Source organism: Streptomyces sp. NPDC005866 (assembly GCF_040629895.1).
Taxonomy (GTDB): domain Bacteria; phylum Actinomycetota; class Actinomycetes; order Streptomycetales; family Streptomycetaceae; genus Streptomyces.
Genome location: NZ_JBEXWP010000004.1, coordinates 380,268 through 404,715, shown reverse-complemented (window position 1 = coordinate 404,715; position 24,448 = coordinate 380,268). Strand labels below are relative to the sequence as shown.

Genomic DNA, 24,448 nt, shown 5'->3' with positions numbered 1-24,448 from the left:
TGCTCCGCGCTGGTGCGAAGCCCCGTCTTTCCCGGGGGAAAACCCCACCCCCGCCGGTTCGGTCAACCGCCCCCCGGCGGCCTGAAGCCAGGTTAGGGACAGCAGGGGTGCCGTCTCCTCCTCCGGCGGTACGAACCCTCCCGGAGCCGCAGTACGGAGAACCCCCTAGGGGAAGTCCACCGCCGGGTGGAGCCCTTCTCCGGGTCCGGCTCCACCCTTCGGCGCAGCCAGCCTCCACCCTCTCCTCGCGTGAGGGTCAAGTGGAGGCGCACTCCCGCCAGGCCAGGGCGGATGGGAAGCTGTCGCACACGACATAGATGCATGGGGAACGGATAGGGAGGGGATCCGGAGTGGAGAACACCAAACCCGCGGTACGCGCGGCCGGGCGCGATGCCGGGACGGGCCGGCGGGCAGCCGTGGTGGCCGCCCTGATGCTCGCGATGGCGCTGGCCGCGCTCGACTCCACCGTCGTCTCCACCGCCGTACCGCAGATCGTCGGCGACCTCGGCGGCTTCTCGGTCTTCTCCTGGCTGTTCTCCGGCTATCTGCTGGCCGTGACGGTGACGCTGCCGGTGTACGGCAAGCTCTCCGACACCTTCGGCCGCAAGCCGGTGCTGGTCGCGGGGGCCGTGGTGTTCCTGCTGGGGTCGCTGCTGTGCGCGGTCGCCTGGAACATGGCCGCGCTGATCGCGTTCCGGATCGTGCAGGGCCTCGGCGGGGGCGCGCTGCAGGGCACCGTGCAGACCCTGGCGGCCGACCTGTACCCGCTCAAGGAGCGCCCGAAGATCCAGTCCAAGCTGTCCACGGTGTGGGCGGTCTCCGCGGTCGCCGGGCCGGGGCTCGGCGGGGTGCTGGCCACATACGCGGACTGGCGGTGGATCTTCCTCGTCAATCTGCCGATCGGCGCGGCAGCGCTCTGGCTGATAGCGCGTCATCTGCACGAGCCGGAGCGCGCGCCGCGCACGCCCCCGCGGGTGGACTGGGCAGGCGCGCTGGCGGTCTTCGCGTGCGGGGGCGTGCTGCTGACGGCGCTCGTGCAGGGCGGGGTGGCGTGGGCATGGTGGTCCGCGCCGTCGTGCGCACTGTTCACCACCGGGCTAGCGCTGGTGGGGCTGGTGATGTGGATCGAGCGCCGGGCCGCGGAACCTATCATCCCGGGCTGGGTATGGCGCCGCCGTACGATCGCCGCCGTCAACCTCGCGCTCGGTGCGCTGGGTCTGCTGATGGTCGCACCGACCGTGTTTCTTCCCACTTACGCGCAGTCGGTCCTCGGCCTCGCGCCGGTGGCCGCCGGATTCGTACTGTCGGTGTGGACGCTGAGCTGGCCGATCGCGGCCGCGTTGAGCCAGCACGTGTACCGGCGCATCGGCTTCCGCGACACCGCGGTGCTCGGCATCGGCACGGCCACGCTGATCCTGTTCGCCTTCCCCTTCCTGCCCTACCCCGGCTCCGCCTGGCAGCCGACGCTGCTCATGCTCGTGCTGGGCGGGGCGCTCGGTCTGTTCCAACTCCCGCTGATCGTCGGCGTGCAGTCGACGGTGGGCTGGGAGGAGCGGGGCACGACGACCGCGTCGGTGCTCTTCTGCCGGCAGACCGGGCAGACGATCGGCGCCTCCGTGTTCGGCGCGATCGCCAACGCAGTCCTCGCGGCCCATCTGGGCGACACGGGCGACCTCGACTCCGTCACGCGCGCCCTGGACGACGGAACCGCCCCCGAGTCCACCCGCCACGCGATCGCGGACGCGGTCCACGCGGTGTACTTCGGAGCGGCGTGCGCGGCGGCACTGGCCTTCCTGGTACTGCTGTTCGTGGCACCGCGACGCTTCCCGGTGCTCAAGGACTGACCCGTCCCTGCGTTGACGCGGGTCCTCAACGACAACTCCCGCCCCGGGTTAACGCGGGTAACACCCGAGGTCAGGCGCGCTCTCCCCCAGTAAGCGCATACCGGTCGGCCAGTTGACGGAAAACCCCGCGAGCCCCGGCTACTTGCGAGTAGGGTGCGTGACCCCGCTCCCTCCTCTCCCTGCGGTCCGCCGCCACGGACCCGAGCCACGCAAGGAGCACCGGGATGTCCCACGACCCTTCCCAGCGCGAGCCGTCATACCTCACCTACCCCTGGCAGCCGCTGCCGCCGGAGCAGCCCGAGCCCCGTCATGTTCCGCACCGGGCGCCGGTCGGCCACCACAGCGACCTGCGGGTGCTGCGCGGCGCCTACCGCCTCCAGCGGCGCACCGCGGCCCTCACCGCGCTCGGCTACTTCACCGCGTTCCTGGTGCTGTCCGCGTTCGCCCCGCGAGTGATGACCAGCACGGTCGCCGACGGCGTACCCGTCGGCCTGCTCCTCGCCCTCCTCCAACTGCCCGTCACCTGGCTGGCGATCGCCCTGTACGAGCACACCGCGCGCCGCCGTGTCGACCCGCTCGCCGACCGCATCCGCAGAACGGCGGAACTGGACGCCAGGCGAGGAGCCGTGCGGTGACCGGCTTCAGCGACTCCGCCCAGTCCATGTCCCTGGTCGCCTTCACCGCCGTCGCCACGCTCATCCTCCTGCTGTGCGTGCTGACCGGCCCGGACCGCGACGACCTCGACGCGTTCTACACCGGCTACGGCTCCCTCTCCCCGCTGCGCAACGGCCTGGCCATCGCCGGGGACTACATCTCCGCGGCCAGCGTCCTCGGCACCGGCGGCGTGATCGCCCTGTGCGGCTACGACGGCGTCGTCCTCGCCCTCAGCACGGCACTGTCGCTGATGCTGCTGATGTTCCTGCTGGCCGAACCGCTGCGCAACGCGGGCCGTTTCACCATGGGCGACGCGCTGGCCCGCCGGATGCCCGGCCGGTGCGTACGGATCACGGCCTGCGCGGTGACCATCGCCGCCCTGCTGCCGATGATGCTGGTCCAACTCGCCGGCGCCGGCCAGCTGATGGCCTTCATCCTCGGCTTCTCCGACGAGTCCGTACAGACCGGCTTCGTCATCGGACTCGGCGCCCTGATGATCAGCTACGCGGCCATCGGCGGCATGAAAGGCACCGCCCTCATCCAGATCCTGAAAATCGTGGTGCTGCTCGGTTCCGGCACGGTGGTCGCCCTGCTGATCCTGCACCGCTTCCACTGGGACCCCGGCGCCCTGCTCACGGCGGCGGCCCGGGGCAGCGGCGCCGGAACTGCCTACCTGCACTCCGGCCTCCAGTTCGCCGCAGGCCCCAACCCCCGCCTGGACATGATCAGTTCGGAGCTGACCATTGTCCTCGGCGGCGCCTGCCTGCCGCACATCACCATGCGCATGTACACCGCCGCCGGCGCCCGCCAGGTCCGCCGCTCGATGTCCTGGGCCGTGTCCAGCGTCGCCCTGTTCGTCCTGATCATCAGCGTCGTCGGCTTCGGCGCCACCGCCCTGGTCGGCCGCACCGCCATCACCGCCGCCGACCCGCAGGGCAACACCGCCTATCTGCTGGGCTCCCGCGCGGCGTTCGGAACCGAGGTGTCGACGGCGGGGACCCTGCTCTTCACCACCGTCACCACGGCGATCTTCCTCACCCTGCTCGCCTCCGTCGCCGGCATGATCCTCGCCTGCGCCAACTCCCTCGCCCACGACGTCTTCGCGTCCCGCGCCCAGGAAACACCGGCCCGCCGCGAGATGAACCTCGCCCGCGTCTGCGCGCTCGCCATAGGAATCCCCACGATCCTCCTGGCGACCCTGGTCCAGCACCACAGCCTGCAGCCCCTGGCCGCCCTCTCCTTCTGCCTCGGCGCCTCCGCCCTCGCCCCCGCCCTGGTCTACGGCCTCTTCTGGCGCCGCTACACCCGCACCGGCCTGATGTGCACCCTCCTCGGCGGCACCCTCACCGTGCTCCTCCTGATGCCGGGCACGAACCTGGTCTCCGGCTCACCGGGTTCCGCCTTCCCGCACGCCGACGTCAACTGGTTCCCCTTCACCACCACCGGCATCGTCTCCATCCCGGCCGGCTTCTTCCTCGGATGGCTGGGGACCGTCGCCTCCGGCCGGCGCGGAGCGGCGGAACAGCGACGGCAGTACGAGGCGGTGGAGGGCCGGATCCTCGCGGGCGCCGGGAGCCGGGAGCCGGGGGCTTGAACGGAGCGGATGGTGCGCTGGGGGCGGCGCGGCGAGGGCGCTATTCGGCCGCCGCACGCCCCGTCAGGGAGATGAGGCTGTCGCGCATGTGGTCCATGTGCGCCTGTACATTGTCCCAGGTCTCCCCGTGCTCGCGCAGCACCCGCTCGGTCTCCCGCGCGATGCGCTCCTCCCGGACCCGGGCCTCCGCGAGAATCTCGGCGGCACGCACCCGTGCCGCCTCCTGGGAACGGTGCTCCCACTCCTCGGCCTCGCCCAGGGCACGCTTCGCCTCGGACAGGGCGGCCTCCGCGCGGGCGATGCGTTCGGCGGTGTCGGCCTCGACCGCGGCGGCGCGCGCGACCTCCTCGCGCTCCGCCTCGGCCCAGCGCTCGGCGTGCTCCTTGGCCTGCTCGGCGAGCATCCCGGTGGTGCGCTGTGCCACCTCGCGCAACGCCGCGAGGGCCTCACCGCGCATCTCCTTCACCTCCAGCCGGGCGCCGATGCGGATCTCGTCGGCCTCGGCGCGCGCTGCGAGAAGCAACTGGCGGGCGCGTTCCTCGGTGTCCGCGCGGAGCGCGTCCGCCTCCTCCTGCGCCGCACAGCGCGCGTTCTCGGCGCACGCCTCCGCCTGCACCACCCCGTCGGTCAGAGCGCGCCGGGCGTTGTCGCGTACGGCCGCCGCCTCCTCCAGCACGAGCCGGAACACACGCTGCGCGCGGTCCCCGAGCGTCTCGTACGTCTGGGGCGGGAGTTGCTCGACGACCTCACTCATCCGCGCGGCCTCCGCCTCCATGTCCTTGGCGAGCACGGTGAGCCGCGCGGCACGCTCCCACGCGGCGTCCCGGTCCTGCGAGAGCGCCGCCAGGAAGGTGTCGACCTGCTCGGGGCGGTAACCACGCCCCCGGACGGTCACGAAGTCGTACGGCGACATCGGTGCGCTGCTCACCCTGGAACCCCTCTCCGCCTGACCCGCACGAAATGATGATTTCGCGCACATCTTGATGGATCGGGCGTAAGTGTTCATAACGCGACACTCCGCAGACATGTCACGGCCGGAGCACCGCACGTCGCACCCGGGCCCGCGAGGGGGCAGGCAGAGCCGCGGGCACACACACGGGAGAGGGGCACGACACACACGTGCGGGCGAATGCGCGCACACGCGCGTGGGGGCCGGTCCGGTCACCCGACCGGACCGGCCCCCACCGGTCGTTCCTACCGCCGCGCTACAACAGGCCGTCCCACATCTGCTCCAGCAGCACCGACCACCAGCTCTCCGGCGAACCGAGCGCCGCCGGGTCCAGGGAGGCCAGCTGGGCCTGGAAATCGACGGTCCAGCGGGCCGCCTGCTCCTGGTTCAGACCGAACCTGAGCCGCCACATCCGGCCCAGCAGCGCCAGGCAGCGCGCGAACTCCGGCAGCCCGGTATTGACGAACTGCGGCGGCACGGACGCCCCGCCCGGCCCCGCCTCCACGGGCACGGCCACGATGTTCGCGGTGCCGTACTGCACACAGATCGCCTTGCCGAAGTCGGTGCCCATCACGAGGTACGACCCGGCGTCCGGAGCCGACTGCACCCCGCGCTCCTGCGCCAGCTCCGCCAGCGTCGGCACCGGACGGCCCGGCTGGGCCTGCGCCCAGAAGAAAGGCCCCATGTCCAGCGGCAGGCCCGCCGCGACCAGCGTGTGCGCCACGATCGGCGGCACTCCCTGCCGCGACACCGCCGCCTGCTCGAACCGGAACACTCCCGGCCCGAACGCCGCCCCCAGCTCCTGCGCGATCCCCTCCGGCGGGATCGGCGGCGCCGCGTGCACCTGCGGCAACGGCGCCCGTACCGGCGCGGGCCGCACCGGACCCGCCGCCACCTGGTGCAGTTCACCCTGATGCGCCAGCAACTGCCGCATCCCCTGCTGCCGGCTCGCGTGATCCGTCCCGTACGGCGCGATACTCGCGAGCCGCGCCTGCGGCCACTGCTCCCGGATCATCCGCGCGCAGTAGGCACCCGGCAGCTCGCATGGCTCCAGCTCCGTGTGCAGCTCCAGCACCTGGTCGGGCGGCACGTTCATCGCCCGGAGCTCGTGGTAGATCTGCCACTCCGGGTGCGGCGTCCCCGGCGCCGAACGCCGGATCAGCTGCTGCTCCGAACCGTCCTGCGCGCGGTAGCGCAGCACCGCCTGGTAGCCGGGGCCCACCGTCGGCTGACCCTGTTGCGGGTAGCCGTAGGCCGGCGGCTGCTGCCCCGGCAGGGGCTGGCCGGGCGGCGGCATCGCACCGGGCGGCATCTGCGGCGGCATTTGCGGGGCGCCCGGCGGTATGCCGGGGGCGCCCGGTGCCGCGGGTACGCCGAGGGCGGGCGGAGGCAGCGGTGCGCCCGGGGCGCCCACCGGAGGCGCGGCCAGCACGGTCTCCGCGTGGTGAACCGCCCCTCGCGCACCACCGGCAGAGCCCTGCGCACCGGGTGCGGGAGGCACGCCGGGGGCGCCGGGCGGCTGCGGCGCGCCAGGGGCGCTCGGAGCGCCCGGCGCTTGCGGGACGCCCGGCGCGAAAGGTGCACCCGGGGCGCGCGGCGGCGGTGGTGCGCCGGGCGCAGGGGGTACGCCCGGGGCGCCTGGTGCTCCTGGAGCGCCGGGCGGGTTCGGCATACCCGGGGCGCCTGGCGCACCCTGCATGCCGGGGGCGCCCGGAGACCGAGGCGCGCCCCCTCCCATCGCGCTCGGATCGGCCAGCACCGTGGCCGAACGATGGACATCGCCGGGGGGCGTGCCACCCGGAGTACCCGGCGCGCCGGGCGGGTTGGGGGCGCCCTGCGGAGCCGGCGCGCCCGGCGCGTGCACCGCACCCGGACCCGCCGGACCCGCAGGCCCACCAGGCCCCAACGCCGACACCATCTGCGTCGGCACGTACCCGCCCGCCGGCGCACTCGGCGCGGGCGGCTGAGCCGTGCCCCCGGGGCGTGCGCCCGGCGTTCCCGGGGCGCCCGGCGGCGGAGGCGGCGCATCGGCCGCACCGCGCGCCCTGCGAGGAGGAGGCGCGGCCCTGCTCGTCGCGGCGTCCGCTATGTCACCGGCGTTCGGCGCCAACGGGCGGCCCGGAATGGCCGGACCCGCCGGAGGCCGGGGCGCGCCTGGAGCTCCGGCCGGCGCCTGCGGGTAGCCGTAACTCTGGGCGCCGGGACCCTCCTGGTAGCCGTAAGAGGGCGCGGGCGGAGCCGCAGGCGCCGGCGGACTGACAGGCGCGCCCGGCGGGGGCGTGCCCGGAGCTGCCGGTCCCTGCGGATAGCCGTACGTCGGGGCGCCCTGCGGAGGCGGCGGGGGCGTGCTGCCCTGCGTCACGCCGGGCGTGGAGGCCGCACCGTGCACCCCGGCCGCACCCAGCACGCCCGGCGCACCAACGACCCCAGGCGCCCCCGGCGCACCACCCTGCGCACCCAGCCCCGGCGCACTCGCGTCGTCGAGCGCCGGAGACACCGCCGTGCGCGGCAGCGGGCTGCCCCCCGCCATCAGCGCCGTCTCGGCGTCGCCCAGCGCACCCTCGTCGGAGTCGCTCAGCGGCGGCGCGAACACCGTCGCGGGCAACGGCACAGAACGGTCTTCACCGGCGTCGGCGTTCGTGTCGGTGCCCGCCCAAGGAGTCGCGCCGGCAGGCACGTTGGGTGCGCCCGGCGCACTCGGCGCACCCTGCGCCCCGCCAGACGCCCCCGCGCCCACTCCTACGCCACCGGCAGCCGCCGGCACCCCCGCCTGAGTCTCCGCAAGCCCCCCGAAGCCCACACCGGAACCCACATCGGGCCCCGTACCGGAGCCCACGCCGGCCCCCGCCCTAGGCTCCACACCGAAACCCACACCTGACCCCCCACCGGATCCCGCACCGGACTCCCCGGCCGACGCCCCGTCACCCCCTGGCCGCCTGTCCGGAATACCCAGCTTGTCCGCCGCCTCCTGGAGCCACTCGGGCGGGCTCAACAGGAACGAGGTCTGGTTCAGGTCCACCCGCGCCGCAGGCGCCGGCACCGCGTCGGCGACCTCCGCCTCACGGCCGTACTCCTCCTCGTACCGGCGGATCACCTCGCCCACCGGCAGCGCCGGCCACAGCGTCGCATCGCCACTGTCCCGGGCGATGACCAGCCGCTGCCCGCCCGCGTCCGAACGCGGACCCTCCGCACGGTCCTCGCCCCACACCACGAACCCGAGGCCGAACTCCCGCACCCGCACCTCACGGTGCTGATACGCGGGCACGTCCCCGTTGATCCACTCCTCCGCGCGCTCCTGCGCCTGAGCGAACGTCACCATGCCGAAACTCACTCCCCCGAGCCAACAGAGACGGCACGCGCGAAACCGCCGTCCGCCATCAGGTTCGCCACCGTCTCCAGCTCCGGCGGAGAACCCGCCAGCCGCGACAGGAAGACGTCGAAGTCCTCTCCGCACGGCAGCAGCAGCCGCTCCACCCGCTCGGCCGGCGACCACGACGGATCCACGTCGCGCACATCGTCGTACGCGCAGAACCACACCGAACCCAGCCGGTCGCCCTTCACCTTCACCGCCAGCAGACCGCCCTGCACGAAACACACGCCCAGGTAGTCCTTGGTCAGATGGTCACGCAGGCACTTGTTGACGTACACGAGATCGTTCACCGCCGCCTCGTCGCGGACCGTGAAGAACGGCTGGTCCAGCAGCAGACCGAGCTCGGCGTCCAGCGCCGTACCCACCGGCGCACACCCGCCCGCCGCCTTCAGAAAGGAACGGTACGCACCCGGCAGCCGGTACCCCAGGTCCTCCTCGACCCCCTGCACCTGTGACTCCGACACCGCCACACCCGATTTCGGCAGCCCGACATGCGCCGGACGCGTCTCCTGCAAGGGCCGCGTCCCCCGCTTGCCCTGGTCCACCCGCGCCGTCGCCACCCCACCGTGGTGCCGCAGCAGCGCCTTCACCTCGACCGGAACCAGCTCCAGCCGCCGCGACCCCGCCACGTGATGCCACGTCCAGCCGTGCGGTGTCGCCACCGCCGGCACCGTGTCCCACAAGTCATGGCCCGAAGCGGACAGCACCGCGTTCGCCGACACATAGTCCGTCAGCCGCAACTCGTCGACGCCGAAACCCTCCGGCGGATCCGCGATCTCCGCCGCCGCGCGCGCATAGGGCGAGAACTCAGGGTAACCACGCTCGTCGACACGTACCCCTCTCGGGTGACGTGCCGACCGGACCGGATCCGGGAAGTGCACGACCTGCCCGGCATAGGCCGCGTTCGGCGGCGCGGCTTCTCCCCCGGCCTGGCGGCTGGGCGGTGCCCCCAGCCCGAGCCGACCTGTCGTCATGACGGTTGCCCCCCTGCGGCACTCAGTACGAACCGCAACCACACCCCAAAGGCGTGCCATGGCCCGTATCCGGCTGTCTCTCCCACGTCGCAGACGCGTCGACCGCGCCCATCGCGGTGCCGACAGCCTATGCGGTACGCGAACCCCGGTCACCGGCCCTCCGCTTCCGTGACCAGCCGTCACCCTGCCGTGACAGCCTGCCCAAACCCGGGCGTGTCGCACCGCTCCAGCTTCCGCACCAGCCACGGGATTTGGCAGTCTGTGACTTTCGGGGGATGCCCGGGAGGGGAAGACGATCATGAACGCCACACAGACGGGACCGCACACCGCCATGTCCGGCGCCGCCCACGGCGCCACCAGCGGCGACCCCCGCATCGGCTGGAGCAGCACCGAAATATCTCCCGCTCCCACCCTCCGGCACCGCCGCGACGGGATCCTGCCCACCGTCGCCGCCGCCCTCTCCGTCCGCGGCGCCACACTCACCGGCACCGCCGCCCGCGGCGACCAGCCGCCCCCGCTGCACCCGCTGGTCCAGGAGTTCCTCGACACCCTCCCCAGCGGGCAACGCGACCGCTTCACCGGCCGCTGCGCCGAAGCCATCCTCATCTCGCGGCACATCAGCGCCGCCGACAGCGCCCGCAGCAAACGCGCCGCCCGCAAACCCATGACCAACGGTGAAGCCCGAAAAGCCCTCAAGCAGGCCAAACTCACCGCCCGCCGCATACGCGAGGACGGCGACCCCCTGCACGGCAGCTTCGCCGCCCCCTGCCGGGCCTGCGCCGCCCTCACCGCCCACTTCGGCGTCCGCATCGTCGACCCCACCGCCACCGACGACTGACGCGCACCCCGACCCCCGCACCACCCTCCGCAGCACGCGGCACGCGGCACGCAACACACCACAGCCGCACCCGCACCGCCACCGCCACCGCCACCGGCACCCGCACCCGCACCCGCACCCGCACCCGCACCCGCACCCGCACCCGCACCACACACGAACGAAGGGCAGATGCACCCCGACCGCACCTCCACCACCCGCTTCTCCGTGCCCGTCGACGCAGCCCTGCGCGCCGCCGGCTGGCAACCCGGACGCTGGGACATAAGACAGGCCGAGGTCTGGGCCGACGCCCTCCGCGCGCACACCTCACCCGCCGGACACCGGCACACCGTCTTCCCCGCGGCCGTAGAGGCCTGGGCCGAATTCGGCGGCCTGCACGTCAACCCCACCGGACCCGGCCGCCAGATCGCCCCCGCCACCCTCCACCTCGACCCCCTCCACGGCCTCCACCTCGCCCGCACCCTCGGCGACCTCGGCCGCGCCCTCGACACCGAGGTCTGCCCCCTGGGCGAGGAGACCGAGACCCGCTCCCTCCTGGCCATCGACACCGAAGGCCGCGTCTACACCCTCGACCACACGGGCGACTGGTACGTAGGCCCCGACATCGACCACGCCCTCACCACCCTCATCGCAGGCGTAGAACCCCAGCGCCTCACCGCCCAGGCCTGACCGAAACCCACACCCCCAGGCCCCGCACCCAGGCACCCACACCCCCCAGGCACCCACACCCAGCAACCGCTCACGCCGCCGGAATCACCGCCGACACGCGAAACCCGCCCGCGTCCGTCGGCCCCGACACAAACACCCCGCCCAGCCCCAGCACCCGCTCACGCATCCCCACCAGACCGTTCCCACCCGACGGCAAGCCCGCCGACGCCGCCGACGCCGGCTCCGGCGGTGGCTCGTTCTCCACCTGCATCGCGATCTCCGCCACCCGATGCGCCAGCCGCACATACGTCTTGGCGCCCGCCGCATGCTTGTGGACGTTCGTCAACGCCTCCTGCACCACCCGGTACGCCGTCTGCTCCACCTCCACCGCATACGACCGCACATCCCCCTCCACCGACAGATCCACCACCATCCCCGCCGCCGCCGACTGCCCGATCAACTCCTCCAGCTCCGACAGATACGGCCCCTCCTCCTCGGCCACCCGCGAAGCCGCCGCCGCGGCCGCCACCCTCACCGCGGCCAACGGCACGGACGCCGACCCCGTACGACGCCGAACGCCGTCCCCGGAGCGCAGCACCCCCAGCATCTCCCGCAGCTCCGTCAACGCCTGGCGCCCCATGTCCCCCACCAGCGCCGCGTTCCTCACCGCCTTCTCCGGATCCTTCCGCGCCACCGCCTGCAACGCCGCCGCATGCACCACCATCAGGCTCACCCGATGCGCGACCACGTCATGCATCTCCCGCGCGATCCGCGTCCGCTCCTCACCGCGCGCCCACTCGGCACGCTCCTCCGCCCGCTCCGCCAGCAGCTGAAGCTCCCGCTCCAGGCTGTCCGCCCGCTCCCGCAGGCTCTCCATCAGCCGCCGCCGCGCACCCACGTACAAGCCCAGCAGCACCGGGGGCGCGGTCAGCCCGAGCGAGGTCGCCAGCGCAGCGAACGGAACGAACCAGTTCCCCAGCGTCAGATCCCCGCGCGCCATGCCCTGCCGCACCCGCACGAACGTCACGATCAACGTCCCCACCAGCGTCATCCCCGACAACGCCACGATGATTCGCCGCGGCACCTCGGCCGCGGCGAGGGTGTACAGGCCGACGATGCCCATCAGGAAGCCCATCTGGGCGGGCGTGATCGCGATCGACACGAGTACGACGGCGATCGGCCACTTTCTCCGCAGCAACAGCACCGAACCGGCCAGCAGACCGAACACGATCCCGGCCGACGCCGGAACCCCCGCGTCCCGCGCGAACGGGATCCCCTCGGCGCCGCACTCCAGCGCCGACACCAGGGCGAGCGCCCCGTCCATAACCGCACTACGCCACCGCGACCACCACCACGGCCCTGCCAAGGCCCTCGTGCGGTCTGCCCCCGTCGTGGTCATGCGTCCAGCCTACGGGCGCGGGGGTGGGCTTTTCCGGTGAGTTTCGTCTACTGACCCACACCACCGTCCGTAACCGAACAACACCGAAACCCACCGGTATCCCTCGAACTGCTGAACCATGCCCGTTCGACCGCGGAACCGACCATTCCACCCGGACGGTATGCCCATGGCACAGCCACACGGCAAATACCAGGACTTCGACGGGCTGCGGGAGCAGGCGGTGGCATTACGGCGGACGGGACTCAGCCGACGCCAGATCCGCGACCGACTGCACATCGACAACAACGACATCCTCAACCGTCTCCTGGAGGGCGAGCACCCCCGGAGTGGACGAAGCGCCCGAACGCGAAGGACGACCGGAGGGACAGGGCACGGGAGCTACGGCTCAAGGGGTGGACGTACGACCAGATCCAGGTGGAACTGGGGTGCTCGAAGAGCTCGATCTCACTGTGGGTCCGGGATCTGCCGACGCCGGAGCGCAAACGCATGCCCGAGGAGGCTTCGGTGATCGCCAGGCGAGGCTGGGAGGCCACCCTGCAACGCCGTGAGAAGGAACGCCGGCACACCAAGGCGACCGCTGAACAGGCAGTCGGCGAGCTGTCCGACCGTGAGGTGTTTCTGGCAGGGGTGGTCCTCTACTGGGCAGAGGGCGCCAAGGACAAGTCGTACAACCGTCGCGAGAGACTGCAGTTCATCAACAGCGACCCGAACGTGATCAGCTTCTACCTACGCTGGCTGAGCATGCTCGGCGTGGAGCGAGAGCGTCTGCGCTTCCGGGTGAGCATCCACGAGTCTGCCAACGTGTCGGCCGCCGAAGAGTTCTGGGCCGGTCTGGCGGGCGTGAAGCCTTCAGAATTCCAGAAGGTCACTCTCAAGAAGCACAACCCGACGACAAGCCGCAAGAACACCTCGGAGGCGTATCGAGGCTGCCTGACCGTCTATCTCCTCAAGAGCGCCGACTTGTATCGTCGCGTGGAAGGCACCTGGTACGGCATAGTAGGAGGCGCCATTCGACGGCCTGACTAAATGTCCGGTTTAGTCGATATAGTCCCCCGTGGTGTAATTGGCAGCACTGTGGCTTTTGGTGCCATCTGTCCGGGTTCGAGTCCTGGCGGGGGAGCCACACCGATTCGGGCCCTGACCGGTGAACCCCCTCAGGGCCCGCTCCCATCTCCCCCACGAAACGCCCCGGTATCCTGCGGATGTCACCCCCCACTCATCCCAAAAAGCCGAAGGGCAACTCCGTGAGCGCCATTCGCCCGGCAGCCGTCGTCGTTCTCGCAGCGGGTGAGGGCACCCGTATGAAGTCGGCCACACCCAAGGTCCTGCACGAGATCTGTGGCCGTTCCCTGGTGGGCCATGTGCTCGCCGCCTCCCGGGAGTTGGACCCCGAGAACCTGGTCGTCGTCGTCGGGCACGCCCGTGAGCAGGTCAGCGCGCATCTCGGTGAGGTCGACCCCACCGTCCGTACGGCCGTGCAGGAGCAGCAGAACGGCACCGGGCACGCCGTGCGGATGGCGCTGGAGGAGTTGGGCGGCGCGGTCGACGGGACCGTCGTGGTCGTGTGCGGGGACACCCCGCTGCTCACCGGTGGGACCCTCGCACGGCTTGCCGAGACGCATCACGCCGACGGCAACGCCGTGACCGTGCTGACCGCCGAGGTCCCGGACGCGGCCGGTTACGGCCGTATCGTGCGCGACGGCGCGTCCGGCGCCGTCACGGCCATCGTCGAGCACAAGGACGCCTCCGACTCGCAGCGGGCGATCCGGGAGATCAACTCGGGTGTGTTCGCGTTCGACGGGCAGTTGCTCGCGGACGCGCTGGGGAAGGTGCGGACGGACAACAGTCAGGGCGAGGAGTACCTGACGGATGTGCTGGGGATCCTGCGTGGGGCCGGGCACCGGGTCGGTGCGTCGGTGGCCGCCGATCACCGGGAGATCGCCGGGATCAACAACCGGGTGCAGCTGGCGGAGGCCCGCCGGATCCTCAACGACCGCTTGCTGGAGCGGGCGATGCTGGAGGGTGTGACGGTGGTGGATCCGGCGACCACGTGGGTCGACGTGACGGTCACCTTCGAGCGGGATGTCGTCGTCCACCCGGGGACGCAGTTGCAGGGGGCCACGCATCTCGGTGAGGGTGCCGAGGTCGGGCCGAACTGCCGGCTGAAGGACACCCGGGTCGGCGCCGGGGCGCGCCTGGACAACACGGTGTCCGATTCGGCTCGTGTCGGTGCGAACGCGACGGTGGGACCGTATGCCTATCTGCGGCCGGGGACGCGGCTGGGGGCGAAGGGCAAGATCGGCACGTATGTGGAGACCAAGAACGCCTCCATCGGGGAGGGGACCAAGGTCCCGCATCTGTCCTATGTCGGCGACGCGACGATCGGTGAGTACACGAACATCGGTGCGGCGAGTGTGTTCGTGAACTACGACGGCGAGAACAAGCACCACACGACGGTGGGGTCGCACTGCAAGACGGGTTCGGACAACATGTTTGTGGCGCCTGTCACGGTCGGGGACGGTGCGTACACCGCTGCCGGGTCTGTGATCACGAAGGATGTTCCGCCCGGTTCGCTGGCTGTGGCCCGGGGTCAGCAGCGGAATATCGAGGGCTGGGTGGCCCGGAAGCGTCCGGGGAGTGCGGCGGCGAAGGCCGCGGAGGCGGCTTCCCGGCAGGGCGTGAGCGAGGACTGACCGGAAACGGGTGCGCCGAAGACGTCGTACCGTGATAAGTGCACACCCGCACCTAACCAGCTGTTTCGGCCTCCGGCGCCCGGCGCAGAGGTCGCTGGACATCCAGCCAGCTGTACGGCTGAGACACCTCTGAGGAGACAGTGCTGTGACCGGGATCAAGACGACCGGCGAGAAGAAGTTGATGTTCTTCTCCGGGCGCGCCCACCCCGAGCTTGCCGAGGAGGTCGCCCACGAGCTGGGTGTCGGGGTTGTCCCGACGAAGGCCTTCGACTTCGCGAACGGTGAGATCTACGTCCGTTACCAGGAGTCGGCGCGTGGTGCTGACTGCTTCGTGATCCAGAGCCACACGGCTCCGATCAATCAGTGGATCATGGAGCAGTTGATCATGATCGACGCGCTGAAGCGCGCGTCGGCGCGTTCCATCACGGTGATTGTGCCGTTCTACGGTTACGCGCGGCAGGACAAGAAGCACCGGGGTCGTGAACCCATTTCGGCGCGGCTGATCGCCGATCTGATGAAGACGGCGGGTGCGGACCGGATTCTGACCATGGATCTGCACACGGACCAGATCCAGGGGTTCTTCGACGGTCCGGTGGATCATCTGTTCGCGCTGCCGATGCTGGCTGACTACGTGGGGCGGAAGGTGGACCGGAACAAGCTGACGGTGGTGTCTCCGGACGCCGGTCGGGTGCGGGTGGCGGACCGCTGGTGCGACCGACTCGGTGCGCCGTTGGCCATCGTGCACAAGCGCCGGGACAAGGACGTGGCGAACCAGGTGACCGTCCATGAGGTCGTGGGTGAGGTCAAGGGCCGGGTGTGTGTGCTGGTCGACGACATGATCGACACGGGTGGCACGATCTGTGCGGCGGCGGACGCGTTGTTCGCGCATGGTGCGGAGGACGTGATCGTGACGGCGACGCACGGTGTGCTGTCGGGTCCGGCGGCGGATCGGTTGAAGAACTCTCGGGTGAGTGAGTTCGTGCTGACGAACACGCTGCCGACGCCGGGCGAGCTGAGCCGGGATCTGGACAAGATCACGGTGTTGTCGGTCGCGCCGACGATCGCGAGTGCGGTGCGTGAGGTATTCGAGGACGGTTCGGTGACGAGTCTCTTCGACGAGCAGTGAGCGGCGCACCATAAGGATCATGCAGTGAGGTTTCTGCACAGCCGCTGAAGATCCTTTTGGTGCGGCCTCCCCCTCCGAGTAGACTGCTCAAGTTGCTCGGCGAGGGAGGCCGTGCCTGTCCAGTGCAGGTGCCGGCGCTCCGTTATCGACGCGCTCTTCGTAGCAGGCCGTTCGTGGCCGGGTGACCACGTCCGTATCTACCTCTACGAGGAGTGATCACCATGTCCGAGGTGAAGATCGCCGCGCAGTCGCGCACCGAGTTCGGCAAGGGTGCCGCGCGCCGTATCCGTCGCGAGAGCAAGGTCCCCGGTGTCCTGTACGGCCACGGTTCGGACCCGATCCACCTGACCCTGCCGGGCCACGAGCTGCTGCTGGCGCTGCGCACGCCGAACGTCCTGATCTCCCTGGACATCGACGGCAAGTCCAACGAGCTGGCGATCCCGAAGTCCGTGGTGCGCGACCCGATCAAGGGCTTCCTGGAGCACGTCGACCTGCTGCTGGTCACGCGCGGCGAGAAGGTCACGGTCGAGATCCCGGTGCACACCGAGGGCGAGCTGGCCCCGGGCGGCAACCTGCTGGAGCACGTGCTGAACGCGCTGCCGGTCGAGGCCGAGGCCACCCACATCCCCGAGTCCGTCACCGTCTCCGTGGAGGGCCTGGAGGCCGGCGCCTCCATCCTCGCCAAGGACATCCCCCTGCCGTCCGGCACGACCCTGGCCGTCGAGGACGACACGGTCGTCCTGCAGGTCCTGGCCGCGCAGGCCGAGGAGGCCGCGGAGGGTGAAGAGGGCGAGGCGGCCGACGAAGTCGCCGAGGCCTGATCCTCACCTTCGTTTCATCGTTCGTCAGCCGCTGCTTCCTCCCGGGAGCGGCGGCTGGCGCGTATCAAGGAGACATGGACGTGACGACCCCCGCAGGCGCCTCCCCTGCCAACGCCCCCTGGCTGATCGTCGGCCTCGGCAACCCCGGACCGGAGTACGCGATGAACCGGCACAACGTCGGTTTCATGGTCGTGGAGCTGCTCGCCGGGCGGATCGGGGGGAAGTTCAAGCGGGCCGGCAAGGCGCAGGCGCAGGTCGTGGAGGGGCGGATCGGGGCGCCGGGTCCGGCGAGCCGGCGGGTGATCCTGGCCAAGCCGATGTCGTTCATGAACCTGTCCGGGGGCCCGGTGAACGCGCTGCGCGACTTCTACAAGGTGCCGGTGGCGAACATCGTCGCGATCCACGACGAACTGGACATCGACTACGGCGTCCTGCGTCTCAAGCTCGGCGGCGGCGACAACGGCCACAACGGGCTGAAGTCGATGACGAAGGCCATGGGCGCCGACTACCACCGGGTGCGGTTCGGGATCGGGCGTCCTCCGGGCCGTATGCAGGTCGCGGACTTCGTGTTGAAGGACTTCTCCTCCGCCGAGCGCAAGGAACTGGACTACTTCGTGGACCGGGCCGCCGACGCCGTGGAGGCGCTGGTCACCGAGGGGCTGGAGCGGGCGCAAAGCACGTACAACTCCTGACTTGTCCCACACGGCAGTTGACCGGCCGTGGGGACATGGCCAATGATCCCGGCCATGCCTGCTGCCTCGGTCACCTCCTCCCGTACGCCTCCGGATGCCGCGCTGCGGTTCGGCCGGGTCGTGTCGATGGGCGCGGTCGCCGTGCTGATCCTGGTCGCCGGAGTGTGGGGCTCCTGGGGCACGGCGCAGCACGTGATGCTGACGAAGGGCAAGGAGCGGGGCACGGTCGAGGTGACCGCGTGCGGTGCGGACACCTGCACGGGAGCGTTCACCCCGGTCTCGTCCGGTGCGTCTGCGCGCTCCCGTGTGGTCATCGACAAGTCGGTCGCGGTGCGCAAGGGCCGGTCGTACGACGTGATCGTGAGGCCCGGCACCGATGCCGTGGTCCGGTCCGGTCCGGCCGGGGTCCTGCTGGCCTGGGTGCCGCTGGGCGGCGCGCTGCTGCTGGCGTCGGTGGTGGTGGCCGGGGGGCTCCGGCTGACGCGGGTGGCGTGGTTGCTGGGCGGTTCGGGGGTCGCGCTGCTGACGGCGGCCTTCTTGGCGTTGCAGTGAGCGCATATGGGTGAGCGCATATGGCTGTGCCCCCGGGGTGTACGACCCCGGGGGCACCGCCGTGTGCGGTGGTGACGGTCAGCCGGTGTTGCGCAGGCCGGCCGCCACGCCGTTGACGGTCAGGAGCAGGGCGCGGGCAAGGAGCGGGTCGGGTTCGGCGCCCGCGGCGGCCGCGTCGCGCTGGCGCTTGAGCAGGGTGACCTGGAGGTAGGAGATCGGGTCCAGGTAGGCGTCGCGGATACCGAAGGTCTGCTTGAGCACCGGGGTGGCGTCCAGCAGTTCGCTCTCACCCGTCACACGCAGCACCTCGGCGACGGTCAGTTCGTGCTCGGCGCGGATGGTGTCGAAGACGTGCTTGAGCTCGTCGGGGACGAGGGTGTCGACGTAGTGCTGGGCGATCCGCAGGTCGGTCTTGGCCAGGGTCATCTCGACGTTGGAGATGAAGTTGCGGAAGAAGTGCCACTGCTGGTGCATCTCGTCCAGCACGGTGTCCAGACCGGCCTCGCGCAGGGCCTTCAGCCCGGAGCCGACGCCGAACCAGCCGGGGACGATCTGCCGGGACTGGGTCCAGCCGAACACCCAGGGGATGGCGCGCAGGCCGTCCAGGCCTGCGCCGGAGTCCGGGCGCCGGGAGGGACGTGAACCCAGGTGCAGGTCGGCGAGCTGGTCCACCGGGGTGGAGGCGAAGAAGTAGGCGGGCAGGTCGGGGTCCTCGACCAGGCGCCGGTAGGCGGAGTGGGCGGCGTCGGAGACCACGTCCATCGCCGCGTCCCAGCGGGCCAGGGCCTCCCCGGACTGGCGGGGCGCGGTGTGCAGCGCGGAGGCCTGCAGGGTCGCGGCGACCGTGAGTTCCAGGTTCTCGCGGGCGAGGGAGGGGATGAGGTACTTGTCGGAGATGACCTCGCCCTGTTCGGTGACCTTGATCTCGCCTTCCAGGGTGCCCCAGGGCTGGGCGAGGATGGCGTCGTGGGAGGGGCCGCCGCCGCGGCCGACGGTGCCGCCGCGGCCGTGGAAGAGGCGCAGGCGTACGCCGTAGCGGTGGGCGACGTCGCGCAGCCGGCGCTGGGCGCGGTGGATCTCCCACTGGCTGGTGGTGATGCCGCCGAACTTGGAGGAGTCGGAGTAGCCGAGCATGACCTCCTGGACGTCTCCGCGCAGCGCGACCAGGCGCCGGTAGGAGGGGTCGGAGAGCATGTCCTCCAGGATGGTGTCGGCGGCCTTGAGCTCGTCGGTGGTCTCCAGGAGCGGGACGATGCCGATCTTCGCCCAGCCGGCGTGCAGATCGACCAGCCCGGCCTCGCGGGCGAGGACCGCGGCGGCGAAGACGTCATCGGCGCCCTGGCACATGGAGATGATGTACGACTCGACGACCTCGGGCCCGAAGATCTCCAGAGCCTTCTTCACCGTCTGGAAGACACCGAGGGTCTTCTCCCCGGCCGCGTCGACGGGCGCCGGGGTGGGCGCGAGCGGCCTGCGGGAGCGGAGTTCCCTGGCGAGGAGCTTGGCTCGGTACTCGCGGGGCATGTCGGCGTAGCGCCAGGACTCCTCGCCGAGGCGGTCGAAGAGCTGGCCGAGGGCGTGGTGATGGGCGTCGGCGTGCTCGCGGACGTCCATGGTGGCGAGCTGGAGGCCGAACGCGGCCAGGGTGCGGATCGTACGGGCCAGACGGCCGTCGGCGAACAGGCCGCCGCGGTGCTCGCGCAGGGAGGCCTGGATCAGCCGCAGGTCGCTGAGGAGTTCGGCGGTGCCGAGGTAGTCACGGCCGGGCTGGTGCGGGGTGCCGGTGGCGAGGCGCCGCTTGGTGTTGACCAGCTTCTGCCGGATGCAGGTGGCCTTGAGTCGGTAGGGCTCCTCGGCGTTCAGGCGCTTGTAGCGGGGGCTGATCTCCGGGAGCCGTTCCAGATCGGCGCGAAGGGATTCCAGCAGTTCCTCCGTCGCACCCGTGTAGCGGATGGAGTTGGAGAGGAAGCCGCGGAGTTCGTCGATCGTCTCCAGGGCGTCGTTGATGCCGTGCTCGTGCTGGAGGATGAGCACGTCCCAGGTCACCTGGGGGGTGACATTGGGGTTTCCGTCGCGGTCGCCGCCGATCCAGGTGCCGAAGGTCAGGGGCCGGGTGTCGTCGGGGAGCTTCACCCCGACCCGCTCCAGCTCCGCCGTCAGGTCCTCCAGGACGTCACCCACCGCCTCGGCGTGCAGCTCGTCCAGGTAGTAGATGGCGTTGCGGGCCTCGTCGGCCGGCTCCGGGCGCACCACCCGGAGCTCGTCGGTCTGCCAGACCAGGTCGATGTTCTCGGCGAGCCGGATGTCGTGGCGCCGCCGGTCGGACTCGATGACGGGGGTGTCCAGGAGCGCGGCGATACGCCGGAGCTTGTTCAGGACCGAGCGGCGCGCCGCCTCGGTGGGGTGCGCCGTGAACACCGGGCGGACGTTGAGGTTCTGGACGGTCTGGCGCAGGTGGTCGGGGTCGGCGTCCTTGAGCCGGTCCGCGGTGCGGGCGAGGAGGCCGCCCTCGGCGGCGCGGCGGGCGCGCAGCTCCCGGCCGCGGTGGACCTGCTCGGTGATGTTGGCGAGGTGGAAGTAGGTGGAGAAGGCCCGGACCAGCTTGGCGGCGGTCTCCAGTTCGGTGCCGCGCAGCAGTTCGGCGGCGGCCTCGCCGTCCTCGCGGGTGAGGCGGCGGACCCTCTCGACGAGTTCCAGCAGCTCGGGGCCCTCCTGCCGGACGAGGGTCTCACCGAGAAGGTCACCCAGCCGGCGGATGTCGGCACGCAGCTCACTGCTGGTCGTGGTGGTCTGGTCGTCGGCACTGCTCACAGGTGCGGCTCCTTGCAGTGTTGAAGCTCGTCTGGAGGGGACCCGTCCATCGGCCGGGCGGCAGGCGGGGCCTGTCCGCATACGGGCCGGACATCCGGGAAGGAAACAGAGCGGACCGCGCTGTCCGACCGACTCCAAGGATAGGTGGCCATGAGGACGCGCAGGCTCTCGGGCTCTTGCCGCGGGACGTCTCGCTGCCATACTTACGTCGCCGTAGGTTACGGAACCGTAGGGAAGAACCCTTATCGTCCCGTGCGGTCGCCGCGGAACGGCACCTGTCTCAACCCTCGACCCCCCAGGGGACGCGCATGACCTCGTCTAGTTCCGATGTGATCGAAGACGCCCACCAGCCGGCCGACGCAGCGATTCCGTCCGCCACGCTGGGCGGCGAGAAGAAGGGGTCGATCGAGCAGATCGCCCTGCTGCTGTTCATCGTCGTGCCGTTCCTCGCGCTGCTGGCGGCGGTGCCGCTGGCATGGGGCTGGGGCGTGAGCTGGCTCGACCTGGGCCTGATGGTGTTCTTCTACTACCTGGGCTGCCACGGCGTGACGATCGGTTTCCACCGTTACTTCACCCATGGCTCGTTCAAGGCGAAGCGGCCGCTCAGGATCGCGCTGGCGATCGCGGGTTCGATGGCGGTGGAGGGGCCCCTGGTGCGCTGGGTGGCCGACCACCGCAAGCACCACAAGTTCTCCGACGCGGAGGGCGACCCGCACTCGCCGTGGCGGTTCGGCGAGACCATGCCGGCGCTGATGAAGGGCCTGTGGTGGGCGCACATCGGCTGGCTGTTCGACGAGGAGCAGACTCCGCAGGACAAGTACGCGCCGGATCTGATCAAGGACCCGGCGATCAGGACGATCTCCCGGCAGTTCGTCTACTGGACGGTGCTGTCGCTGGCGCTGCCGCCGCTGATCGGCGGTCTGGTGACGATGTCCTGGTGGGGTGCGTTCACCGCGTTGTTCTGGGGTTCACTCGTCCGGGTCGCGCTGCTGCACCACGTGACCTGGTCGATCAACTCGATCTGCCACGCGGTGGGCAAGCGGCCGTTCAGGTCGCGGGACAGGTCGGGCAACGTGTGGTGGCTGGCGATCCTGTCCTGCGGCGAGTCCTGGCACAACCTGCACCACGCCGACCCCACCTCGGCGCGGCACGGGGTGGAGCGGGGCCAGCTGGACTCGTCGGCGCGGATCATCCGCTGGTGCGAGCAGCTGGGCTGGGCGTACGACGTGCGGTGGCCGTCACGCTCGCGTATCGATTCGCGCCGTAACAGCGGGGAAGACGGCTCCCAGCGAGGGGCGGAGACCGTCGAGGCGGCATGATTGACGCCGTGGCGACCGACTCCAGCACTCCCAGTCCCGACAAGCCGCGGCGGGCACGTCGCACCCGTATGACCGGTGCGGAGCGCCGCCAGCAGCTGTTGGAGATCGGTCGCACCCTCTTCGCGGCGAAGGGTTTCGAGGGCACCTCGGTGGAGGAGATCGCGGCGAAGGCCGGGGTCTCCAAACCGGTGGTGTACGAGCACTTCGGCGGCAAGGAGGGGCTGTACGCGGTGGTGGTCGACCGCGAGATGCGGCGCCTGCTGGACATGGTGACCAGCTCCCTGACGGCGGGCCATCCGCGAGAGCTGTGCGAGCAGGCCGCGTTCGCCCTGCTCGACTACATCGAGGAGTACACGGACGGGTTCCGGATCCTGGTCCGTGACTCCCCCATCCCGCAGTCCACGGGTTCCTTCGCGTCCCTCATCTCGGACATCGCCACCCAGGTGGAGGACATCCTGGGCCGCGAGTTCAAGAGCCGCGGCTTCGACCCGAAGCTGGCGCCGCTGTACGCACAGGCGCTGGTCGGCATGGTCGCGCTGACCGGCCAGTGGTGGCTGGACGTGCGCCGCCCGAAGAAGGCGGAGGTCGCCGCGCACCTGGTCAACCTGGCCTGGCACGGCCTGGACGGCCTGGAGCAGAAGCCGCGGCTGATAGGGCACCGCAAGGCGTGAGAGCGCCCGTCGGTGCTTGAACTGCTCCCAGATACTGAAGATGCCTCCAGTACTGAAGATGTCATCAGTGCTTGAAGATGTCCTTGGCCTTCTCCTTCGCCTGGCGGGCGTCGCCCTTGGACTGTTCGAGGCGTCCTTCCGCCTCCATCGGCACATCGCGTACCGCGCGCCCGCCGACCTGCTTGGCTTTGCCCTTGATCTGTTCCTTCTTGGCCTTGGCCTTCTGCTCTCGTGCCACCGTCGATCACTCCTGACGGGTTCGTAGTCGGTTGCTGCCCCACCGGGTAACCGTGACCGGGCCGGCGCAAACGGCGGCTCAGCGCAGCGGTTCCAGGAACTCCAGGCGGTTGCCGACGGGGTCCTCGCAGTAGAAGCGGCGGTGGCCGGGGAGGTCCTGGTCCCAGGTGACGGGCGTGCCGTGGGCGGTGAGCCGGGCCGCGTACGCCTCGATGCCCGTCACCCGCAGGCCCGGGTGGGCCTTCTTCGCCGGCCGGAAGGCCTCCTCGGTCCCCAGGTGCAGCCGCACCTCGCCCGCCTGGAACCAGCAGCCGCCGCGTGCCGCGAGCGCGGGCGGTTTGGGGATCTCCGTCATGCCGAGGGTGTCCGCGTAGAACGCCCGCAGCCGGTCCTCGGAGCCGGGCGGGGCGGCGAGCTGCACGTGGTCGAGGGCGGCGAGCATCAGCCTTCCTCCTTGCGGGCGACGGCGAAGACGCGCCGGAACGGGAACGGGGTGCCGTGCGGGCCGGCCGGGTACGCCTCGCGCAGTGCGGCCCGGTATTCGGCGAGGAAGGCGTCGCGGGCGTCGGGATCGTCGGCGAGGGCGGTGAGGACGGGGCGCAGTCCGGTGCCCTTCACCCAGTCGAGGACCGGGTCCTCACCGGTCAGCAGATGGATGTACGTCGTCTCCCAGACGTCGGCGGCACAGCCGAGTCCGGTCAGCCGCTCCAGGTAGGCCTCGGGCGTGTGGACGGCGTCGTCGTGGCGGAGGGTCCCGGCGAGGCGGTCCCGCCAGCGGGCGGAGTGGGCGAGGGTGCGCATCAGCCGGTGGCTGGGGGCGGTGAAGTTGCCGGGGACCTGGAAGGCGAAGGTGCCGCCGGGGGCGAGGGCGGCGATCCAGTCGGCGAAGCGCCCGGCGTGCCCGGGGACCCACTGGAGCGTGGCATTGCTGACGATCAGGTCGTACGGCCGCTCGGGCGCCCAGGTGCGGACGTCGGCGTGGGCGAAGTCCAGGCGGCCACCGCCGGCCGTGGGCCCCCCGTACTCCACGAGCGCCTTGTCGAGCATCTCGGGCGAGTTGTCGTAGCCGGTGATGTGCGCGGTGGGCCAGCGTTCGGCGAGCAGCGCGGTCATGTTGCCGGGTCCGCAGCCGAGGTCGGCGACGGCCGGGGGCTCCCCGCGGAGTGCGGGGATCCGTGCGAGCAGGTCGGTGAAGGGGCGGGCGCGGTGGCCGGCGTGACGGAGGTACTGGGCGGGGTCCCAGGCGGGAGTCGTCATGT

Annotated in this window: 20 protein-coding genes, 1 tRNA gene and 1 pseudogene; 14 read left to right on the top strand and 8 right to left on the bottom strand. The window is 71.1% G+C overall.

Features of this window, described 5'->3' with window-relative positions; all coding sequences use genetic code 11:
* Positions 1 to 350: 350 nt before the first annotated feature.
* From ABZ396_RS08835 to ABZ396_RS08825, 3 genes are all read left to right on the top strand, one after another.
* The gene (locus tag ABZ396_RS08835) at positions 351 to 1,844 is read left to right on the top strand and encodes an MFS transporter (protein WP_358925030.1); all 1,494 of its coding nucleotides are present in this window, start codon (positions 351 to 353) and stop codon (positions 1,842 to 1,844) included.
* Positions 1,845 to 2,068: 224 nt separating this feature from the next.
* Positions 2,069 to 2,479, top strand: coding sequence for a DUF485 domain-containing protein (locus ABZ396_RS08830; protein WP_358925032.1), 411 nt, complete (start codon positions 2,069 to 2,071; stop codon positions 2,477 to 2,479).
* Entirely contained in the window at positions 2,476 to 4,092 is a 1,617-nt protein-coding gene (locus tag ABZ396_RS08825) for a cation acetate symporter (RefSeq protein ID WP_358925034.1), read from the top strand. Before ABZ396_RS08830 ends, ABZ396_RS08825 begins: the two co-directional genes overlap by 4 nt.
* Positions 4,093 to 4,132: 40 nt before the next feature.
* Here ABZ396_RS08825 and ABZ396_RS08820 read toward each other — a convergent pair whose 3' ends face one another.
* From ABZ396_RS08820 to ABZ396_RS08810, 3 genes are all read right to left on the bottom strand, one after another.
* Positions 4,133 to 5,020 carry a cellulose-binding protein gene (locus tag ABZ396_RS08820; RefSeq protein ID WP_358925036.1) on the bottom strand — a complete coding sequence of 296 codons (888 nt, stop codon included), beginning with the start codon at positions 5,018 to 5,020 and terminating at the stop codon, positions 4,133 to 4,135.
* Positions 5,021 to 5,297: 277 nt separating this feature from the next.
* A complete protein-coding gene (locus ABZ396_RS08815; RefSeq protein ID WP_359184171.1) occupies positions 5,298 to 8,360 on the bottom strand; it encodes an SUKH-4 family immunity protein in 3,063 nt (1,020 codons plus the stop codon).
* An 8-nt stretch (positions 8,361 to 8,368) separates the two neighbouring features.
* Positions 8,369 to 9,385 (bottom strand): SMI1/KNR4 family protein, encoded by a 1,017-nt coding sequence (locus ABZ396_RS08810; protein WP_358924784.1) that lies wholly within the window; start codon positions 9,383 to 9,385, stop codon positions 8,369 to 8,371.
* Between the two features lie 298 nt (positions 9,386 to 9,683).
* Here ABZ396_RS08810 and ABZ396_RS08805 point away from each other — a divergent pair, with 298 nt between their 5' ends.
* Positions 9,684 to 10,223 carry a YwqJ-related putative deaminase gene (locus ABZ396_RS08805; RefSeq protein ID WP_358924782.1) on the top strand — a complete coding sequence of 180 codons (540 nt, stop codon included), beginning with the start codon at positions 9,684 to 9,686 and terminating at the stop codon, positions 10,221 to 10,223.
* Positions 10,224 to 10,391: 168 nt separating this feature from the next.
* The gene (locus ABZ396_RS08800) at positions 10,392 to 10,889 is read left to right on the top strand and encodes an SUKH-3 domain-containing protein (RefSeq protein ID WP_358924780.1); all 498 of its coding nucleotides are present in this window, start codon (positions 10,392 to 10,394) and stop codon (positions 10,887 to 10,889) included.
* Between the two features lie 70 nt (positions 10,890 to 10,959).
* On the opposite strand, the gene ABZ396_RS08795 is transcribed toward ABZ396_RS08800, so the two are convergent.
* Positions 10,960 to 12,267: a histidine kinase gene (locus ABZ396_RS08795; RefSeq protein ID WP_358924779.1), complete on the bottom strand. Its 1,308-nt coding sequence runs from the start codon at positions 12,265 to 12,267 to the stop codon at positions 10,960 to 10,962.
* A 166-nt stretch (positions 12,268 to 12,433) separates the two neighbouring features.
* On the opposite strand from ABZ396_RS08795, the pseudogene ABZ396_RS08790 reads away from it, so the two are divergent.
* From ABZ396_RS08790 to ABZ396_RS08760, 7 genes and pseudogenes are all read left to right on the top strand, one after another.
* Positions 12,434 to 13,293 (top strand): annotated as a pseudogene (locus ABZ396_RS08790) (hypothetical protein).
* A 22-nt stretch (positions 13,294 to 13,315) separates the two neighbouring features.
* Positions 13,316 to 13,390 (top strand) — tRNA-Gln (locus ABZ396_RS08785).
* Positions 13,391 to 13,511: 121 nt separating this feature from the next.
* Positions 13,512 to 14,960: a bifunctional UDP-N-acetylglucosamine diphosphorylase/glucosamine-1-phosphate N-acetyltransferase GlmU gene (glmU, locus tag ABZ396_RS08780; RefSeq protein WP_358924778.1), complete on the top strand. Its 1,449-nt coding sequence runs from the start codon at positions 13,512 to 13,514 to the stop codon at positions 14,958 to 14,960.
* 145 nt (positions 14,961 to 15,105) lie between these two features.
* The gene (locus ABZ396_RS08775; RefSeq protein ID WP_358924777.1) at positions 15,106 to 16,086 is read left to right on the top strand and encodes a ribose-phosphate diphosphokinase; all 981 of its coding nucleotides are present in this window, start codon (positions 15,106 to 15,108) and stop codon (positions 16,084 to 16,086) included.
* Positions 16,087 to 16,307: 221 nt separating this feature from the next.
* Positions 16,308 to 16,907, top strand: a complete 600-nt coding sequence (locus ABZ396_RS08770; RefSeq protein ID WP_358924776.1) for a 50S ribosomal protein L25/general stress protein Ctc — start codon at positions 16,308 to 16,310, stop codon at positions 16,905 to 16,907.
* A 74-nt stretch (positions 16,908 to 16,981) separates the two neighbouring features.
* Positions 16,982 to 17,599 (top strand): aminoacyl-tRNA hydrolase, encoded by a 618-nt coding sequence (pth, locus tag ABZ396_RS08765; RefSeq protein WP_358924775.1) that lies wholly within the window; start codon positions 16,982 to 16,984, stop codon positions 17,597 to 17,599.
* A gap of 42 nt (positions 17,600 to 17,641) precedes the next feature.
* Positions 17,642 to 18,151 (top strand): hypothetical protein, encoded by a 510-nt coding sequence (locus ABZ396_RS08760; protein ID WP_358924774.1) that lies wholly within the window; start codon positions 17,642 to 17,644, stop codon positions 18,149 to 18,151.
* A 78-nt stretch (positions 18,152 to 18,229) separates the two neighbouring features.
* Here ABZ396_RS08760 and ppc read toward each other — a convergent pair whose 3' ends face one another.
* Entirely contained in the window at positions 18,230 to 20,962 is a 2,733-nt protein-coding gene (gene ppc / locus ABZ396_RS08755; RefSeq protein WP_358924773.1) for a phosphoenolpyruvate carboxylase, read from the bottom strand.
* Positions 20,963 to 21,270: 308 nt separating this feature from the next.
* On the opposite strand from ppc, the gene ABZ396_RS08750 reads away from it, so the two are divergent.
* Together ABZ396_RS08750 and ABZ396_RS08745 are read left to right on the top strand one after the other, a co-directional pair.
* Positions 21,271 to 22,281: a fatty acid desaturase gene (locus ABZ396_RS08750; protein ID WP_358924772.1), complete on the top strand. Its 1,011-nt coding sequence runs from the start codon at positions 21,271 to 21,273 to the stop codon at positions 22,279 to 22,281.
* Positions 22,278 to 22,952 (top strand): TetR/AcrR family transcriptional regulator, encoded by a 675-nt coding sequence (locus ABZ396_RS08745; RefSeq protein ID WP_358924770.1) that lies wholly within the window; start codon positions 22,278 to 22,280, stop codon positions 22,950 to 22,952. Before ABZ396_RS08750 ends, ABZ396_RS08745 begins: the two co-directional genes overlap by 4 nt.
* Before the next feature lie 64 nt (positions 22,953 to 23,016).
* On the opposite strand, the gene ABZ396_RS08740 is transcribed toward ABZ396_RS08745, so the two are convergent.
* From ABZ396_RS08740 to ABZ396_RS08730, 3 genes are all read right to left on the bottom strand, one after another.
* On the bottom strand, positions 23,017 to 23,190 hold the full coding sequence (locus ABZ396_RS08740; RefSeq protein WP_358924769.1) for a CsbD family protein: 174 nt from the start codon (positions 23,188 to 23,190) through the stop codon (positions 23,017 to 23,019).
* A 78-nt stretch (positions 23,191 to 23,268) separates the two neighbouring features.
* Complete coding sequence (locus tag ABZ396_RS08735; RefSeq protein ID WP_358924767.1) at positions 23,269 to 23,631, bottom strand: VOC family protein; 363 nt, start codon at positions 23,629 to 23,631, stop codon at positions 23,269 to 23,271.
* Positions 23,631 to 24,446, bottom strand: coding sequence for a trans-aconitate 2-methyltransferase (locus tag ABZ396_RS08730; protein ID WP_358924765.1), 816 nt, complete (start codon positions 24,444 to 24,446; stop codon positions 23,631 to 23,633). Before ABZ396_RS08730 ends, ABZ396_RS08735 begins: the two co-directional genes overlap by 1 nt.
* Positions 24,447 to 24,448 lie beyond the last annotated feature (2 nt).

Excerpts from the sequence above, each read along its gene's own strand:
- ABZ396_RS08830 (WP_358925032.1), top strand. The coding sequence starts at position 2,069 with ATGTCCCACGACCCTTCCCAGCGCGAGCCGTCATACCTCACCTACCCC.
- ABZ396_RS08735 (WP_358924767.1), bottom strand. The coding sequence starts at position 23,631 with ATGCTCGCCGCCCTCGACCACGTGCAGCTCGCCGCCCCGCCCGGCTCC.
- ABZ396_RS08795 (WP_358924779.1), bottom strand. The coding sequence starts at position 12,267 with ATGACCACGACGGGGGCAGACCGCACGAGGGCCTTGGCAGGGCCGTGG.
- ABZ396_RS08750 (WP_358924772.1), top strand. The coding sequence starts at position 21,271 with ATGACCTCGTCTAGTTCCGATGTGATCGAAGACGCCCACCAGCCGGCC.
- ABZ396_RS08815 (WP_359184171.1), bottom strand. The coding sequence starts at position 8,360 with ATGGTGACGTTCGCTCAGGCGCAGGAGCGCGCGGAGGAGTGGATCAAC.
- ABZ396_RS08805 (WP_358924782.1), top strand. The coding sequence starts at position 9,684 with ATGAACGCCACACAGACGGGACCGCACACCGCCATGTCCGGCGCCGCC.
- ABZ396_RS08745 (WP_358924770.1), top strand. The coding sequence starts at position 22,278 with ATGATTGACGCCGTGGCGACCGACTCCAGCACTCCCAGTCCCGACAAG.
- ABZ396_RS08810 (WP_358924784.1), bottom strand. The coding sequence starts at position 9,385 with ATGACGACAGGTCGGCTCGGGCTGGGGGCACCGCCCAGCCGCCAGGCC.
- pth (WP_358924775.1), top strand. The coding sequence starts at position 16,982 with ATGGACGTGACGACCCCCGCAGGCGCCTCCCCTGCCAACGCCCCCTGG.
- ABZ396_RS08730 (WP_358924765.1), bottom strand. The coding sequence starts at position 24,446 with ATGACGACTCCCGCCTGGGACCCCGCCCAGTACCTCCGTCACGCCGGC.
- ABZ396_RS08800 (WP_358924780.1), top strand. The coding sequence starts at position 10,392 with ATGCACCCCGACCGCACCTCCACCACCCGCTTCTCCGTGCCCGTCGAC.
- ABZ396_RS08770 (WP_358924776.1), top strand. The coding sequence starts at position 16,308 with ATGTCCGAGGTGAAGATCGCCGCGCAGTCGCGCACCGAGTTCGGCAAG.
- ABZ396_RS08760 (WP_358924774.1), top strand. The coding sequence starts at position 17,642 with ATGATCCCGGCCATGCCTGCTGCCTCGGTCACCTCCTCCCGTACGCCT.